Annotated in this window: 16 protein-coding genes; 7 read left to right on the top strand and 9 right to left on the bottom strand. The window is 29.9% G+C overall.

Features of this window, described 5'->3' with window-relative positions:
- Positions 1-2: 2 nt before the first annotated feature.
- Positions 3-2,429 carry a YfhO family protein gene (locus CHB63_RS00215; protein WP_089376429.1) on the bottom strand — a complete coding sequence of 809 codons (2,427 nt, stop codon included), beginning with the start codon at positions 2,427-2,429 and terminating at the stop codon, positions 3-5.
- A gap of 5 nt (positions 2,430-2,434) precedes the next feature.
- The gene (locus CHB63_RS00210; protein WP_089376428.1) at positions 2,435-2,698 is read right to left on the bottom strand and encodes a DUF4834 family protein; all 264 of its coding nucleotides are present in this window, start codon (positions 2,696-2,698) and stop codon (positions 2,435-2,437) included.
- A gap of 103 nt (positions 2,699-2,801) precedes the next feature.
- Here CHB63_RS00210 and CHB63_RS00205 point away from each other — a divergent pair, with 103 nt between their 5' ends.
- From CHB63_RS00205 to CHB63_RS00180, 6 genes are read left to right on the top strand one after another with little or no spacing between them, the layout of a single operon-like run.
- Entirely contained in the window at positions 2,802-3,746 is a 945-nt protein-coding gene (locus CHB63_RS00205; RefSeq protein ID WP_089376427.1) for a transporter, read from the top strand.
- Positions 3,747-3,762: 16 nt separating this feature from the next.
- A complete protein-coding gene (locus CHB63_RS00200; protein WP_089377530.1) occupies positions 3,763-4,881 on the top strand; it encodes a GTP cyclohydrolase in 1,119 nt (372 codons plus the stop codon).
- On the top strand, positions 4,881-5,588 hold the full coding sequence (locus CHB63_RS00195) for a 16S rRNA (uracil(1498)-N(3))-methyltransferase (RefSeq protein ID WP_089376426.1): 708 nt from the start codon (positions 4,881-4,883) through the stop codon (positions 5,586-5,588). The genes CHB63_RS00200 and CHB63_RS00195 overlap by 1 nt, the downstream gene beginning before the upstream one ends.
- A gap of 43 nt (positions 5,589-5,631) precedes the next feature.
- Complete coding sequence (locus CHB63_RS00190; RefSeq protein WP_245856805.1) at positions 5,632-6,285, top strand: DUF4159 domain-containing protein; 654 nt, start codon at positions 5,632-5,634, stop codon at positions 6,283-6,285.
- A 1-nt stretch (position 6,286) separates the two neighbouring features.
- The gene (locus tag CHB63_RS00185; RefSeq protein ID WP_089377528.1) at positions 6,287-7,192 is read left to right on the top strand and encodes a bile acid:sodium symporter family protein; all 906 of its coding nucleotides are present in this window, start codon (positions 6,287-6,289) and stop codon (positions 7,190-7,192) included.
- A 4-nt stretch (positions 7,193-7,196) separates the two neighbouring features.
- Positions 7,197-8,252 carry a lysophospholipid acyltransferase family protein gene (locus tag CHB63_RS00180; protein ID WP_176420165.1) on the top strand — a complete coding sequence of 352 codons (1,056 nt, stop codon included), beginning with the start codon at positions 7,197-7,199 and terminating at the stop codon, positions 8,250-8,252.
- On the opposite strand, the gene CHB63_RS00175 is transcribed toward CHB63_RS00180, so the two are convergent.
- From CHB63_RS00175 to CHB63_RS17065, 5 genes are all read right to left on the bottom strand, one after another.
- On the bottom strand, positions 8,239-11,160 hold the full coding sequence (locus CHB63_RS00175; protein ID WP_089376424.1) for a glycoside hydrolase family 3 N-terminal domain-containing protein: 2,922 nt from the start codon (positions 11,158-11,160) through the stop codon (positions 8,239-8,241). The two genes, CHB63_RS00180 and CHB63_RS00175, sit on opposite strands and share 14 nt — an antisense overlap.
- Before the next feature lie 31 nt (positions 11,161-11,191).
- A complete protein-coding gene (locus tag CHB63_RS00170) occupies positions 11,192-11,680 on the bottom strand; it encodes an ABC transporter ATPase (protein ID WP_089376423.1) in 489 nt (162 codons plus the stop codon).
- Between the two features lie 2 nt (positions 11,681-11,682).
- A complete protein-coding gene (locus tag CHB63_RS00165; RefSeq protein ID WP_089376422.1) occupies positions 11,683-12,501 on the bottom strand; it encodes a 3'-5' exonuclease in 819 nt (272 codons plus the stop codon).
- A gap of 109 nt (positions 12,502-12,610) precedes the next feature.
- A complete protein-coding gene (locus CHB63_RS00160; protein ID WP_089376421.1) occupies positions 12,611-13,459 on the bottom strand; it encodes a PPK2 family polyphosphate kinase in 849 nt (282 codons plus the stop codon).
- Positions 13,460-14,032: 573 nt separating this feature from the next.
- Complete coding sequence (locus tag CHB63_RS17065; protein WP_176420162.1) at positions 14,033-14,191, bottom strand: hypothetical protein; 159 nt, start codon at positions 14,189-14,191, stop codon at positions 14,033-14,035.
- A 320-nt stretch (positions 14,192-14,511) separates the two neighbouring features.
- On the opposite strand from CHB63_RS17065, the gene katG reads away from it, so the two are divergent.
- Positions 14,512-16,734 carry a catalase/peroxidase HPI gene (gene katG / locus CHB63_RS00155; RefSeq protein ID WP_089376420.1) on the top strand — a complete coding sequence of 741 codons (2,223 nt, stop codon included), beginning with the start codon at positions 14,512-14,514 and terminating at the stop codon, positions 16,732-16,734.
- 356 nt (positions 16,735-17,090) lie between these two features.
- Here katG and CHB63_RS00150 read toward each other — a convergent pair whose 3' ends face one another.
- Together CHB63_RS00150 and CHB63_RS00145 are read right to left on the bottom strand one after the other, a co-directional pair.
- Positions 17,091-17,348 carry a DUF6952 family protein gene (locus CHB63_RS00150; protein WP_089376419.1) on the bottom strand — a complete coding sequence of 86 codons (258 nt, stop codon included), beginning with the start codon at positions 17,346-17,348 and terminating at the stop codon, positions 17,091-17,093.
- A complete protein-coding gene (locus CHB63_RS00145; protein ID WP_089376418.1) occupies positions 17,329-17,643 on the bottom strand; it encodes a thioredoxin family protein in 315 nt (104 codons plus the stop codon). Before CHB63_RS00145 ends, CHB63_RS00150 begins: the two co-directional genes overlap by 20 nt.
- Positions 17,644-17,651: the final 8 nt, after the last annotated feature.

Raw genomic sequence — 17,651 nt, 5'->3', positions numbered from 1 at the left:
ACTTACTTTTTTCGCTTGTCAACAAAAAACCACCCTATAGGAATTAACAACAAAAAGAAATAAGATACCAGTGTAATTGTATTTCCTTTTTTAATAACTTCAGGTTCAAACTTGAATTCAATTTTATGATCTCCCTTTGGAACTTCCATCCCTCGCAACACATAATCTACATTAAAATGTGGAGTTAAAACGCCATCTACATAAGCATTCCATCCATTTTTATAATACATTTCAGAAAATACAGCAAATTGATTTTCAGAACTTTTCGATTCGTAAACCAACTCATTTGCTTTATAAGAAATCAATTTTATTAAAGCTGTTGAATCAATTGGATAACTAGTTACAAAATCACTTGAAATTAGTTTTGAGTTAATTACTGCAGTAGTTTTTGTATTTAAACTATCCAATGCCATTATTTCTTTATTGGCACTTTCAACAACTTTAATTTTAGATACAAACCAGGCATTTCCATTAACGGTACTATTTAATTGGTAACCCGTTTCTCCTTTTTCATCAGCACCAATAATATACTTTGTATTTAGCATATTTATAACCTCCGCATTTCCCTTTGAAATTTGAAAATCGTATAATTCCTGGTAACGTCTTGGTTTTGCAGCGTGGTAACCTCCTATAGAATTATGAAAATAAGAAGTAGTTCCATCTGTCATTATATTTTTGCTGAAATCAGCAACTCTATAGTAACTTTTATCCTTTAAAATCTCCTTATCAATTGCTGAAGCCTGAAATGGTTTATCCACTTTTCTTGCCGAAACAAAAAAGTCATCATTTACATAACGTCTATCAACATTTACAAGGTCAAATAATAATAAAACTGCAAACCCAATTAACAATATATTTTTATTGATTTTTTCTTTTAAAAACAACCAAATAAAACTAGCTAAAACCAACACCAAACCTAACGAACGTAAACTATCATTAAAAAACAAGGTTCTTCTATCTGCCGCTATTGCATCTAAATAACCTGTTATTTGCTCTTCTATTTGCAAGTCGATTGGTGTTTCAAAAGAAAATAATCCAGAACCTCCAACCGTAAAAATTAATGCCAAACCACCAACTATAAAAGTTACCATTTTTAGAGCATTCAACTTTACTTCTTTTTTTACTTCCAAAGAAAATAATTCTTTTAATCCTAAAATACCCAACAATGGAATAGTTAATTCGGCAATAACTTGTATTGAAGAAACTGCTCTAAACTTGTTATATAATGGCACATAATTGATAAAGAAATCGGTTAAAACACCAAAATTTTTCCCCCAGCTCATTAATATTGAAAATATAGTTGCTGCTACCAACCAATTTCTAAGTTGGCCTTTTACTAAAAATAACGCCAAAACAAACAAGAAAATAAACAGTGCTCCAATATATGCAGGCGCCGCTACAATTGGTTGATCTCCCCAATACATTGATGAGATTCGCATTAAATAATTAGCATCATTTGGATTTAGACCTTTATTTACAGCATCTTGTAAAAAGCTTTGCAACTCACTGTCTTTAACTTCTTCTCTGCTTGTTCCTCCCATAAATCGTGGGATAAACAGATTAAAAGTTTCTGCAATACCATAACTGTATTCAGTAATATAATCAGTAGATAACCCCGAAGAAATTTCTTTTGGAGAACCATCAGGATTTATGGTTAATTCACTTTTACTACGTGTACTATTTTGAGAATATTCACTTGTTGCCAATAGACTAGTTGCATTGGTACCAACTGCTAAAATTACAGCAACTACTAATATTCCAACGCTTTTAACAAAATGAGGAATCTCCTTATTTTTTATAGACTCTATTAATTGAACAAGTCCAAATATAAGTACTAAAAACAGCAAATAATAAGTCATTTGAATATGACTTGCGCTCAATTCTAACGCCATTGCAAATGCCGTAATTACAAACCCAAGGATATATTTTCGCTGAAAAACCAATAAAATTCCAGACAATACCAATGGAAAATAAGCTATTGCGTGTGCTTTTGCATTATGCCCAACCCCTAAAATTATAATTAAATAGGTTGAAAGTCCAAAGCCTAAAGAACCAATAATTGCAAGTTTCCAATCTACTTTTAAAACCATTAATAAAATGAAAAAACTCAGAAAATATAGAAATAAATAATCTGCTGGCCGAGGTAAAAAACGAATTAAATTATCTAGTTTATTTATAAAATCATAGGAATAATATGCACTTACGGCGTATGCAGGCATTCCACCAAAAGTAGCATTTGTCCAATAAGGTTCTGTTTTATTTTCTGCTCTAAAATCAGCAATTTCTTTTGAGGATCCTTTAAACTGAGTAATATCACTTTGCTGTATTTTTTTACCTTCTAAAACTGGAGAAAAATAAGCAAGCGAAACCACTATAAAGATTACAATTGCAATTAAATAAGGGGCTACTTTCTTTATTGAAAAATTCATATAAATTATTCCTTTACATCTTCATAGTCCACATATTCTCCAACATCTTTTCTACTTTCTTTAGGTTCAGCCGGCTTTTTAGCTATCACTGTTTCCCCAACTTTTCCTTGAGAATTTTGTTGTTCACTTTGCTGTTGCTGTTGCTCTTTATATTTTTTTTCGACATTATTTATCACTTTTTTCAAGAAAATAGGTGCTATGTACCTACTAAAAAGCTTGAAAGCGTAATAAATAATAACAAGAATTGCTATAGTTCTTAAAAAACCCATTTAATACGTATTTTATATAATTTTCAAAAATAACAATTTGACAGTAACTAAAACGTTTAATTATATAAAATCTTATATTTGACACTATAATTAACAAAAAAATATGAAAAGAGTTTTTCTACTACTTTTAACTTTCTGTTGCTTTCAAATAGCGAATGCGCAATACACAGAAATCATCAATTCTAAAAGACCTGGTTTTTCTGAAAGTCCATATAGTATTGGTACAAATGTGTATCAGTTTGAAACTGGTTTTTTTTACAGAAACAGTGATAATCCTTCTATCTTATCCAATCCTAATACTTACGGAAGTGATTTATTATTTAGATATAGTAGGTTTTCAGAAAAATTAGAATTTGATCTAAATTTAGCATATCAATTTGATGAAGTTAAAAATCCATTTGGGGATAATTACCATATTAACGGACTAAGTGATTTAACAATCGGCGCAAAATATTTAATCCGTCAACAAGAATTCTCAGATAGGTCTAAAGAAATTAGAAGCTTTAAAAAAAGATATGCTTTTGATTGGAAAAGAATAATTCCATCAATAGGTGTTTATGCAGGTGTTCATACTAAATTTATAAGTAAAGATTATAAGGCTGATGAAATGAGTTATAAACTAGCCTTACTATTACAAAATGATTTTACCGATAGATTGGTAGTTTTAACTAATTTAATTGCTGATAATTACACAACGGACGATGAGTTTTACAAATACATTGTAACTATGACGTATGCTATTGATCAAAATTGGTCTTTTTTTATTGAAAATCAAGGAAGATATCAAGATAAATTTTCGCCACAATATCAATTTGGAACTGGGCTTGCTTATTTAGTAAATGAAAATTTACAAATTGATGCTGCTGCAAGAACAAATTTTTTCGATAACTACACATACACTTATTTCTCAACAGGTTTTGCCTGGAGATTAGATCGCCATGTAGATAGTTTTGTTTTCAAAGATGCTCCAAAAAAAATAAATACTAAAAATAAAAAAGGTTTCTTTGGAAGATTATTTGGCAAATTATTCAGAAAAAGAAGAAACTAATTACATATTCCCATTTATGATTACAATACAAGAAATGACTACGAAAAAGGAACTAAAAGCTTTTGTAAAGTTTCCTTTTAAACTCTATAAAAATAATAAATTTTGGGTACCTCCAATTATAAAGGATGAACTGGAAACCTTTGATAAAAACGTAAACCCTGTTTTTAAACATGCAGAGGCTCGATATTTTGTTGCTATAAAAAATAACGAAATTGTAGGTAGAGTAGCCGCAATTATAAATTTCACTGAACTTAACGAGCAAAAATTGAAAAAAATGCGTTTTGGTTGGTTCGATTTTATTGATGACATTGAAGTTTCTAAAATGTTGTTAAAAAAAGTTGAAGAAATTGGAATTCAACATAAATTAGAATTTATGGAAGGTCCTGTCGGATTTTCAAACCTGGATAAAGTAGGTGTTTTAACAGAAGGCTTTGATCATATTGGTACTATGATAACTTGGTACAATCATCCATATTATAAAACACATTTCGAAAAATTAGGCTTTACAATTGAAAAAGAATATTTAGAAAATAAATTTCCTTTTAAAAATGTAATAAGAGCGCCGCTTGAAAGAATTGGAACAATTTTAAAAAAGCGCTACGAGCTGAAATCTTTAAACTTTACAAAAACAAAAGACATAATGCCTTATGTAGATAAAATGTTCGAATTGTTTAATATTAGCTACGCTTCTTTACCTTCTTTTGTTCCAATTTCTGAAGTTGAAATAGCATATTTCAAAAAAAAATACATTTCTTTTATAAACCCAGAATATATTAAATTTGTTGTTGATAAAGATGATAATATGGTGGCTTTTGCCATTACAATGCCTTCATTTTCAAACGCATTACAAAAAGCAAATGGAAAATTATTTCCTTTTGGATTATTTCATCTTATAAAAGCTAAAAAAGAAAGTAAAGATGTTATTTTTTATCTTATTGGGGTGCATCCAAAATACCAAGGTAAAGGAATTCACGCTTTAATATTTTTAGAATATCAAATATCCTTTGAAAAAAGAGGTATCCTAAATTGTATTAGAACACCTGAATTGGCAACAAACACAAAAATTGCTGCTGTTTGGAAAAATTTTGAGCCAGTTACTCATAAAAAACGTTGCACCTATAAAAAAGCGATCTAATGCAATTATTTTATAATTCTGAAATTAATAAAACCACACAAGAGTTTACTTTTGATAAAACCGAAAGCAGGCATATTGTGCGTGTTTTACGTAAAAAAGAAGGTGATACCATATTTATTACCAATGGCTTAGGAGATTTATTTACTTCGGAAGTTGTAATAGCAAATGACAAAAGATGTTTGGTGAAAATTACCAATGTTGAATCTCAAATAAAACCTTGGAATTATTATTTACACATTGCCATTGCACCCACAAAATTAAACGATCGTTTTGAATGGTTTTTAGAAAAAGCAACTGAAATTGGAATAGATGAAATTACTCCAATTATTTGTGATCACTCAGAACGAAAGGTTTTAAAATTAGATAGAATGGAGAAAATTGTTCATTCTGCAGCAAAACAATCGTTGAAATTTCATTTTCCAAAATTAAATGAGCCAATAACATTCAATCAGTTTATAAATTCAAATTATAATGGTTCGTTGTTTATTGCTCACTGCGAAGAAACTGATAAAAAATCATTAAAATCGGAACTCAAGCCATCAACAAATACCACAATTCTAATTGGTCCAGAAGGTGATTTTTCAAATAAAGAAATTCAACAAAGTTTGGAACATAATTTTATTCCTGTATCTTTGGGAGAAAGCCGATTACGTACAGAAACTGCAGGTATTGTTGCAGTACATAGCGTAGCATTTGTTAATGAATAAATTAATGACTGAATTTCAAAAATTAAAACTTTTATTGAAAAATATAAAGTTAAAAGTAGTTTTCATTACTTTTTGCTTTTTCCTTATTCCTTTTTCAAATATTTCAGCACAACAAATTGCAATTTTAAAATACAATGGTGGAGGCGACTGGTATGCAAACCCAACTGCTTTACCAAATTTAATTGAGTTTAGTAATGATGCTATACATACTTCCATAAAAGCAAACCCAGAAACTGTTGAAGTAAATAGTGTTGATATTTTTAACTACCCAATAATTTTTATGACTGGTCACGGAAATATCATTTTTTCTGATGACGACATTGAGAATTTGAAAACCTATTTAATTTCTGGAGGATTTTTACATATTTCAGACAATTACGGGCTCGATAAATTTATTAGACGGGAGATTAAAAGAATTTTTCCTACTTTAGATTTTCAAGAAATACCTTATAACCATCCTATTTATCATCAAACATTTGATTTTGAAGATGGTTTACCTAAAATACATGAGCACGATAACAAACCTCCACAAGGGTTTGGATTGTTTTATGAAGGAAGATTGATTTGTTTTTACGATTATGAATCTGATTTAAGTGATGGCTGGGAAGATGAAGAAGTGCACAACAATAACTATGAAACGAGAGAAAAAGCTTTAAAAATGGGCGCTAATATTATTGAATACGCTTTTAAAAACTAATATGATCGAAAACTTAGATTCTCTTAAAATAAATTTCAACACAGAAAGTCTTTGGGTTCTAAATATCACCTTAGCAATAATTATGTTTGGGGTTGCTTTAGGAATTACTATGGAAGATTTTAAACGTCTTTTTAATAATCCTAAAATTTTATTTACAGGAATTATTTCTCAATTTATCTTATTGCCTTTTGTAACTTTTATATTTATTAAATTGGTTAACCCAATGCCAAGTATTGCGTTAGGAATGATGATGGTTGCCGCTTGTCCGGGAGGAAACATATCTAACTTTTTGTCTCAAATGGCAAAAGGAAATTCTGCACTTTCTGTTAGTTTAACTGCTTTTGCCACATTAGTCTCTCTGGTTATGACACCATTTAATCTTCATTTTTGGGGTAATTTATATGCTCCAACCGCAGAGATTCTTCATACTATTGAATTAAATCCTATTGAATTATTAAAATTAGTTACATTAATTTTAGGAGTTCCATTAATTATTGGAATGTTGGTTAGAAAACACAAACCTATTTTAGCAGAAAAACTATCAAAAGTTTTAAAACCTATTTCATTAATCATATTTCTACTTTTTATATTTATTGCATTTTATGATAATTTTGATATTTTTATAAACTATGTGCATTACGTACTTATTTTAGTAATAGCACATAATATTTTGGCTTTAGCAACTGGGTTTTATTTTGCAAAAGCTATGAAATTGTCATATACAGATCAAAAAACGCTTGCTATAGAAACTGGAATACAAAATTCTGGATTAGGCTTATTACTAATATTTAGTTTTTTCAACGGATTAGGTGGTATGGCTTTATTAGTAGCTTTTTGGGCTATTTGGGATATATTTTCAGGAGTGGCTTTAGCCAGTTATTGGGCAAAACAAAAAGTAAAAAAATAATATTTTGGAGCATACTTGGTACAAAACAGTTCGGGTTATTGTTAAAATTGGACTTTTTTTTACACATAAAAAAATTAAAGTTTATGGTAAAGAAAATATACCTCCAAAAGGTGCCATTATTTTTATAGGAAATCATCAAAATGCACTAATTGACGCAATTTTAATTCCAACTACAACTTCTAGAAATATTCATTTTTTAACCAGAGCGAGTGCCTTCAAATCTAAAATTGCTGCTAAAATATTGAGATCATTAAATATGATTCCTGTTTATAGAATTAGAGATGGTTTAAACAGTATTGAAAAAAATATTGAAATTTTTGAACAATGTTTTGAGTTTTTAAAAGATGAAAAAGCAATCCAAATTTTTGCAGAAGGTGAGCATCATTTAAAACGAAGAGTTATACCTTTAAAAAAAGGGTATGCTCGTATAATTTTAGGAACATTACAAAAATACCCAGATTTAAATATTAAAATTGTTCCTGTTGGAATTAACTACGATTCTCATTTAAACTACCCTTCTAGCGTTTCTGTTTATTATGGAAAACCAATACATGCCAATCCCTTTTTTAATCTTGAAAATCCAGATTTCACATTTAAGGATATAAAAAAGGAAGTTCATAGTGCGTTGAAAACGTTAACTACCCATATTGATGAAATTGAAGAATACGATGAAAAACTTGCAAAATTAAATGCATTAAATGTCGACTATTTAAACCCTATTGAAACAAATAAAATATTAGAAAAAATAGATTCACATTCTCAAAATACAACTCCCAAAAAAAAGCACATAAATTGGTTCGCTCCTATTCACTTATTTACAAAAATAAACAGTGTTTTTCCTTTATTAATCTGGAAATATCTCAAATCAAAAATTACTGATATTGTTTTTACGAACACCTATAGATTTGCACTTATTTTAACAGTTTTTCCGATGTTTTACTTAATTCAGGCTGGAATTGTAAGTTACATTTGGAATTATAAATATGGCTTAATTTATTTAGGAATTTGTATTCTAACAGGTATTATTTCAACTAAAACAATGACTGTTAGTCAGCAATAATTGCATCTTGTATAAACTGTTGAATTTCAGTTCTAATATTGTATTTTACCAATCCTTTATTATCCATAGTTGGATAAACTCTATTAGATAAAAACACATAGATTAGTTCAGATTCTGGATCCGCCCAAGTATAAGTTCCTGTAAAACCACTATGCCCAAAGCTTTTATTTGAAACACAACCACAAGTAGCTTTTTCTTCTTCTTTTATTTGAGGCTTATCAAAACCAATTCCTTTTCGCACACTATGATTTTCATAATAGCGGTGATTAAATTTATCTATTGTTTCGGTTTTAAAATATCTTTTTCCACCATAAAAACCTTTCTGCAAGTATAGTTGCATAATTTTAGCCACATCATTTGCATTGGAAAATAAACCTGCGTGCCCACCTATGCCACCTTGCATTGCGGCTCCCATATCATGAACATACCCTTGTACTAACTGAAAGCGATAATAATCATCCTTTTCAGTAGGAACTATATTGTTTATAGGAAATTTATTTAATGGTAAATAGCCAATTTTGTTAGCTCCTAAAGATTTATAAAATCGTTCTTGAGTTAACTCATCAAGGTTTTGTTTATAATAATTTTCAATAAAATCTTTAAATAAAAAATAAGAAAGATCACTATACTTATAACCTACATTTAACCGTTGATCGGCTTTTGTAATTCTATCAAAAATAGAATCTTTATAATTTTTGACCAGGTATAAATTTTTCGCCACTTCAATCGGGAATTTCTTAGAGTATTTTTCTCTATAATAATCTTTTGAAGGCTTTTTTGTAATACTATCTAATGTGCTAAAATAAAAAGGAATCCAAGCTTTTAGTCTGCCATAATGGGACAACACTTCTTTAACTGTTAAAGTATCTTTATTAGTATTTTTTAATTTAGGCAATAAACTTCCCAAAGTACTTTCTAATTGTAAAACATTTTGTTCTTCAAGTTCCATAATTAGCGGTAATGAAGCTAATATTTTTGTCATTGAAGCAACATCATAAATATGGCTGTTTTTAACTGAAACTTTTTCTTCATCTGTATGAAAACCAAAGCTTTTATTATAAACAACTTTTCCTTTTCTTGCAACCAAAACTTGCAAACCCGGAGCCATTTTTTGTTCTATAACTTCTTTAGCAATAGAATCAATCCTTTTTAATTTTTCACTATTTAAACCAACATCCTCAGGTATTGAATATGCCAATCTATTTAAAGAAGTTGACATTAATCCGTGACCTTCTGAAAATACATTTTTAATTGAGACTGGTAATTTTCCTTTTGCTTCTATAGCTCCAAAGATCATTTGAGCAGAAACTTCCTGAGAAATTTTACTGTTTTGATAAGACATTAAAAGTCCTTCAACATTCTCAAATGTTTTAATTTGTAATAAACTATACGGACTTGCAAAAACATCTAAAATAATAGTATTTGTTCTTGCAATTTCTTGCAACCAAACTAGTTCATTATTCTTAAATTTATAATCTTTCCAGGGGTTTAAATTAGATTTATGATAGCCTACAACAACCAAATTATACCTCTTAAGTTTCACTATTAAGTCATCTAAATTAGTAGCTGAAACCTCATCAACATTTGTGTAATTTTTCAACATGTCAACAAAATCATTATTATCAGCATCACCTAATTTAACATATGCAATTCTCTTTTTATCCAAATTTTGAATTGGAAAAACAAGTGATTCATTTTTTAAAAGTGATATAGAACCCTCCACTAGTTTTCTATGAAGAATTTTATCGGTTATTGAATTTAAACCTTCGTTCAAATTTTCTAATTCAACTAATTTAAACTCATTCAATCCTGCCCAAAACTTGGCCTTCAATATTTTTCTAACTGAATAATCTAGTCGTTCTTCAGTTAATATATTTTCACTTAAAGCATTTTTAATTTTTGTTATTGCTGCCGGAACATCTTCGGGAATTAATAAAATATCATTTCCAGCTAATACTGCAGCCAAATCAACATCTCCAGGTTTCGCATAATTTGCAGAACCTTTCATATTAAGAGCATCAGTTAAAATTAAACCTTGAAAGTTCATTTTTTCTTTTAATAAACCCGTAATAACTTTTTCAGATAAAGATGTTGGTAATTCCACATTTGGTTCTAAAGCTTTTACACTTAAATGAGCTACCATTACACTTGTTAAATTATTTTGAAATAGCTTTTTATAAGGGTACAATTCTATAGAATCTAATCTTTCAATTGTAAAATCTAATACTGGCAAGGTTTTATGAGAATCTGTTGATGTATCTCCATGACCTGGAAAATGTTTTGCGTTTGCCAACACATGCTGACTTTGCATTCCTTGAATAAAGGCCAATGCTTTATCGGTAACATTATCCCTGTTTTCACCAAAGGAACGATTGCCAATAATTGGATTTTCGGGATTTGTATTTACATCTACAACCGGAGCAAAATTAATATGAATCCCTAAACGTTTGCAATGTTTTCCAACTTGAACCCCAAAAGCAGTAATTAAAGAATTATCTCTAATTGCACCTAACGTCATATTCCAAGGAAAACGATACGTGTTTTTTAAACGCATATCCAATCCCCATTCTCCATCAAAACCTATTAGCAACGGAATTTTTGAAATAGATTGGTATTTATTATTTAATTGGGCCTGTTTTTCAGGAGTTCCCTGCATAAATATAAGTCCACCAATATGATGTTTCTCTATTAAATCTTCAATAAAAACACTATGCTTTTCATCTTTATTTGAATATGCTTGTACCATAAATAACTGACCGATTTTTTCATCAATAGTCATTTTATTTAATAAAGTATCCACCCATTTATTTTGAGCCAAAGTATCTTTAGCTTTTAAAGGATCGGTGCTTTGCGCTTTTAAAAAAGCAACAGTAAACACCACAACAATAAACAGTAATTTTTTTAGCATATAGCAATTATTAATAATAACAAGTATGAAATTATTGTACCAAAAATCTTTTGTGCCAACTTTTATCTGCGGTAACCTCCCAATTTTGTTCAAAATCTTCTTTTGTAGTTACCATATTATTAAACACAACAGTGTTTGAAGTAATCTTTTCTAATTTGGCATATTTTTGAAAATCAGCCATACTTACAACATTAACATTGTTGTTATCTTTAAACGAAATATTTAATTTATTTGTTAAATCAGCTGAAAACTCGCTTTCCAATTTCTTAATTAAACTTACGGAAGCATCTATAGAACAACCTGAAACATTATTAAAATTTTCATCTACAGCTAATACTAAAAACTGATTGTATTTAATTGTATAAGAAGCTTTTAAATCTTCACCATGTCTTTGCCAATTAGCTACAAAGCCTTCTACTATTTTACAGATTTCAACTAGTTCATTTTTAGAAAATTCTCTGTTAGATTGGTAAATCCAAACTCTCGCATTTTTTTCTAATTCTTCAAAGCTCACTAACATATTTAAAATTTTTGATTGAATTTATTTTGTAAATCTTCTAACGTATTTTCTTGTTTACGTGGAAACATATCCTCTTTAATCTGTTGTAATACTTTTTTAGTATATAACGGAAAATCAGCATTTTGAATCCAAGAAAAATATCCTTTATCCTTTTTTAATATGTCTTTTACTTTCTGACCTTTGTATTTTCCAAATGTAAAAATCTCTTCATCTTCGTCGTTAAACATAATAAATCCAGCAAAATCTGCTCTTTTATTATGTGTAGAATACTCATTTAAAAAATTAATATCATTTTCAAGATCGTCATATTTATCTAATTGCGCTTTTAAAATTTCATAAGTAGCCAACGTATCAGCTTCTGCAGAATGTGCATTTTCCAAATCTTTTTCACAATAAAATTTATAACCCGCACTTAGCGTTCTTTCTTCTTTTTTATGAAAAATAACTTGAACATCTACTGCCACTCTATCTTTCATATCAAAATTCACCTTTGCACGTAACATTTCTTCTGCTAAAAGAGGAATATCAAATCTGTTTGAATTAAATCCTGCCAAATCGCACCCTTCAAGTATTTTACTAACCTCAGCAGCTAATTCATTAAAAGTTGGTTCTGTAACCACTCTTTCGTTTGTAATTCCGTGAATATCTGAAGCTTCTTTTGGTATTTCCATTTCTGGATTTACCAACCAAGTTTTACTCTCTTTATTCCCATTTGGAAACACTTTTAAAATAGAAATTTCCACAATTCTATCTTTTGCAATATTGATTCCAGTTGTTTCTAAATCGAAAAATATGATGGGCTTTGTTAACTTTAATTCCATTAGTTTATGCTATTTTTTTGAATTGTAAATATACAATTTGTAATTTACGATTTTGCGAATAGCTTAACCGATTTATCAAACTTTTTAACAAAAATTTAATGAGCAAAAACTACTCGCTTTCAAGTTGCCTTTTATAATTTTCTATTTCAACTTTATATTTCGCAAGCAATTCTGGTTCTTTAAAATTGTACTGCTCTAAAGTGATTAAAATAGTTTTAGCAACAATTAGTCGTGCCGTTGGCTTATCATCTGCAGGAATTATAAACCAAGGCGCATGTTCGTTAGAAGTTTTATTCAATAATTCCTGGTAACAAAACTGGTATTTATCCCAAAGTTTGCGTTCTTTTAAATCTCCTGGTGAAAATTTCCAGTTCTTTTCTTTTAATCGCAATCTTCTTAACAATCTGTTTTTTTGTTCTTCTTTAGAAAGATTTAAAAAAAATTTTAAAATAATAGTTCCGTTATCTGCAATATGCTTTTCAAAATTGTTGATTTCATCCATTCTCTTATTATAGAAATCATGATTTAAATCGTCTAAACTTTTTACTGAAGGAATATTTTCACCAAAAACATACTCTGGATGCACACGGGTAACCAACACGTTTTCGTAATGCGTTCTGTTAAAAACACCTATTTTACCTTTTGCTGGTAATGCAATATAATGTCTCCAAATATAGTCGTGTTTTAATTCTAATTCTGTTGGCACTTTAAAACTATGTACAACTACTCCCCTAGCATTTACATCTTTAAAAACCTCTCTAATTAGGCTGTCTTTACCTGAAGTATCCATTCCTTGTAAACAAATTAAAACTGAATATTTTCCCTCGGCGTACATGATGTCTTGGAGTTTGCTAATCTCTTTTCTAATTTTTTTTAACTTTTTACCAGCTTTTTCATCAACCTCTTTTGTGGTAAAATCATTTAAGTTTATTTGAGTTGTTACTTTATAGTTGTTCATTTTAAAAATTATTTTAGCTAAATATATTAAAATCGTAAACTACATAAAAATATACAATGACTATATTTAATTCAATTGCTTTTTAAATTAAAAATTTACTAAGATTTTAATCACAATCACAAAGGTTAAACAAGTTCGTATTTTTTAATTGAATTCAATAAATGGTTAATATTCTGTTTTTTTAAACTGAAGCAAATCTAGTATTTGTAATTGTAATAAAAGTTCATGTATAACTGAGTCAATCGTTCTTACAATTACTGGTGATTTAAAACTAGTGATTTTTTCATATTCTATTTGAGAAAAATTCAAACATACAAGATAAAGCAACAAAGTTATTCCATTATTTTTTACAAAACCGATAAGACTTTCTATAGACCCGATTTAAAATTAAAAATTACTAAAAATCTAAATTCTCTAAATTAGCAAACTCTTGCTTTTTCTTGTTAACAATCATACAACTAAAAAGGCTCATTATATATTGAAATCTCAATAATCATTATATCTTTTAAAGGGACTAGAATTGCCAATATCCAACTTCTTTATTTTTTAGTAATTTTATAATAATTAATGTAGTCATTTCACTAATTTAAAAATTGATTTTAGGGGATTTTTCAGTAAAATCATTTTAAATTCTGATAAAATAAAAGGCGCAACTGTTGGAATTACACCAATTTTTATTTCACCAGATAATTCTCCTTTAACTAATTGAATCAGCTCATCCAAAACATCCATTTCTTTTTAATTAATATTTAAGTATTTAATGATTATAAAAATAATGGTACCTTCTTTAGTTAAGGCAATAGGTTTTTTCTTTCGATTGAAAATTTTGATTCCGGTTTCGTTTTCAAATTAACCAACCAATGTTCTCAAAGCAGATTGAGTAGAATAACATTTATCCGCTGCCTTTCCAAAACTTTTCAGCTCCGCAACCGTTAAATTATAATTAATTTATCTAGTATTCACCTATAACATCAATAATGTTATTGAAAATATAATTTTTATCGTCCAAAATAATGATTAAATTTGATATGAAATAAATTAAAAAAAATATCATGGATGCAAACAACTCGAATTCAGACAAATGCCCTCATCATAACAATGAGCTCAATAAAAAAGAAACAGCTAAAGGAAAATGTCCTGTTATGCATGGGGCAAATACTATAGTTGGAGAATCCGTAATGGATTGGTGGCCAAAAGCACTAAATCTTGATATTTTACATCAACACGATACAAAAACGAATCCTTTTGGCCAAGATGTTAATTATCGCGATGAATTGAAAAAACTCAATGTTGATGCTTTAAAAAAAGATGTACATAATTTAATGACTAATAGCCAAGAATGGTGGCCTGCAGACTGGGGTCATTACGGAGGATTGATGATTCGAATGGCTTGGCATGCTGCAGGTTCATATAGAATAGCCGACGGCCGAGGTGGCGGAGGAACTGGTAATCAACGCTTCGCCCCACTAAACTCATGGCCAGATAATGTAAATCTTGATAAAGCTAGAAGATTGTTGTGGCCAATAAAGAAAAAATATGGAAATAAAGTGAGTTGGGCTGATTTGATTATTTTGGCGGGTACAATTGCATACGAAAATATGGGATTGAAAACATTTGGCTTTGGTTTTGGTAGAGAAGATATATGGCACCCAGAAAAGGACATCTATTGGGGTGCCGAAAAGGAATGGTTAGCACCTAGCGATGAACGTTATGATAACGTTGATGAACCATCAACAATGGAAAACCCACTTGCTGCAGTACAAATGGGACTTATTTATGTGAATCCAGAAGGAGTTAATGGTAATCCAGATCCTTTGAAAACAGCAGCCCAAGTTCGAGAAACTTTTGCCCGTATGGCAATGAATGATGAGGAAACTGCAGCCTTAACAGCCGGAGGTCACACTGTTGGAAAGACCCATGGAAATGGCGACGCCAGTTTATTAGGTCCTGAGCCTGAAGCTGCCAGTGTTGAAGAACAAGGTTTAGGATGGCATAATCCTCAAAAATCCGGTAAGGGACGCTATACTGTAACCAGCGGGCTTGAAGGTGCTTGGACTACATATCCAACCAAATGGGATAATGGGTTTTTTGAAATGTTATTTAATCATGAATGGGAATTACGAAAAAGTCCAGCTGGGGCTTGGCAATGGGAACCTAAAGAAATTAAAGAAGAAGACAAACCAGTAGATGTCGAAGATTCTTCTATTCGTCACAACCCAATGATGACAGATGCTGATATGGCTATGAAAGTAGATCCTATCTACAGAGAAATATCCCTAAAGTTTATGAAAGATCCAGCCTATTTTTCTGAAACATTTGCCCGTGCTTGGTTTAAATTAACCCATAGAGATATGGGTCCAAAGAATCGCTATTTTGGGCCGGATGTACCTAAGGAAGACTTGATTTGGCAAGATCCTATTCCAACAGGACCTAAGAATTATAACATCGCTGCTGTAAAAGAAAAAATAGCGGGTACTAATCTTTCTATTTCTGATATGGTATCTACTGCTTGGGATAGCGCTCGCACGTATCGTGGTTCTGACATGCGAGGTGGAGCCAATGGTGCTCGTATTCGTTTGGCACCTCAAAAAAATTGGGAAGGAAATGAACCAGAACGTTTATCCCGTGTATTGTCAGTTTTAGAGCCAATTTCAACTCAATATAACATCAGTATAGCTGATATAATTGTTTTGGCTGGAAACCTTGGTGTAGAGCAAGCTATTAAAGCTACAGGTTTTGACATCAATGTTCCGTTTCAACCTGGTCGTGGAGATGCTACAAATGAAATGACAGATGCAGATTCTTTTGAGCCATTAGAACCTTTAGCAGATGGTTACCGAAACTGGATAAAAAAAGACTATGCAGTTAGCCCGGAAGAATTGATGCTTGACCGCACACAGTTGATGGGATTGACAGCTCCTGAAATGACTGTTCTTGTAGGAGGTTTGCGAATGTTAGGAACCAATTATGGAGGTACCAAACACGGCGTATTTACTAACAAAATAGGGGTATTGACCAATGATTTTTTTGTAAACTTAACTGATATGAATTTTAAATGGATACCATCAGGAGATAACATGTATGAAATCAGAAACCGTAAAACAAACGAAGTTAAATTTACGGCTACACGCACTGACCTTGTATTTGGTTCAAACTCTATTCTTCGTTCTTATGCTGAAGTTTATGCTCAGGATGACAATAAAGAAAAATTTATAAAAGATTTTGTAAAAGCCTGGAATAAAGTTATGAATCTTGACAGATTTGATTTGGCTTAAGTTTTAGAGTTTTCTAATAAAAATAAAACAAAAAATAATATTTTAATGATATAACTTTTTAAGTGGTCTATTAAAAAATAGACCACTTTTTTTATATTAATTAATTTTAAGAAAAAGAATCAATGGCTAATTACAACAAATAGATTTTTGTATAAAATCAACTACTTCTATTGTATAAGTGTATCTAGATTATTGTTTAGCATCTAAAATTCCAATTTCAAATCGTATTTATATTACTTTATTCCAATAAAAACAATACTAATGATAGTAGAATAGTAACTTAATGTTGTTCGTGCAAAAAAAAATCCCGAGTATAAACTCGGGATTTTTAGATTTAAATAGTAGTAGTTATTTTTTTAAGAATCAATTGATCCTAAAACTCTTTTCATAAAAGTATTTAGAGCTTCTTTTTTAGGCATACCTTCTTTCACCATTTTATCAACTTCAATTGCTCCATACAAATTAGAAATTAGTTCACCAATAACATCTAACTCTTCATCTTTTAAAGAAGGAACTTCAGTTAGAGCCTCAAGAGTTTCTATGGTTTCAATCACATAATCCTGATCGTTCTCTTCAATAAAATTAGTTAGGTGTTTAATTACTGGCAACTTCATCTACTAGTTCTTTTAAAATTTCAAATTTGTTTGTTTGTACCTGATTTACAAAAGCTCCTCCTTTAAAAGTAGCAAATGTTGGTAAATTATCTACCGTTGCTAATTTACGTGTATTTGGAAACTTTTCAGCATCTGCAATTACAAAAACAGCATCTGGATTTTCTGTAGCTAATTTTTTAAACTTAGGTTTCATAATTCTACAGTTTCCACACCAAGTGGCAGCATATTGAACTACAACCGTTTTGTTATCGGCTACAATTTGTTCTAAATTATCTTCTGTTAATTCTTGAAACATAATTTCTT

The sequence above is a fragment of the Lutibacter flavus genome (assembly GCF_900188355.1).
GTDB lineage: Bacteria > Bacteroidota > Bacteroidia > Flavobacteriales > Flavobacteriaceae > Lutibacter > Lutibacter flavus.
This window is presented reverse-complemented; position numbering and strand designations above follow the sequence as displayed.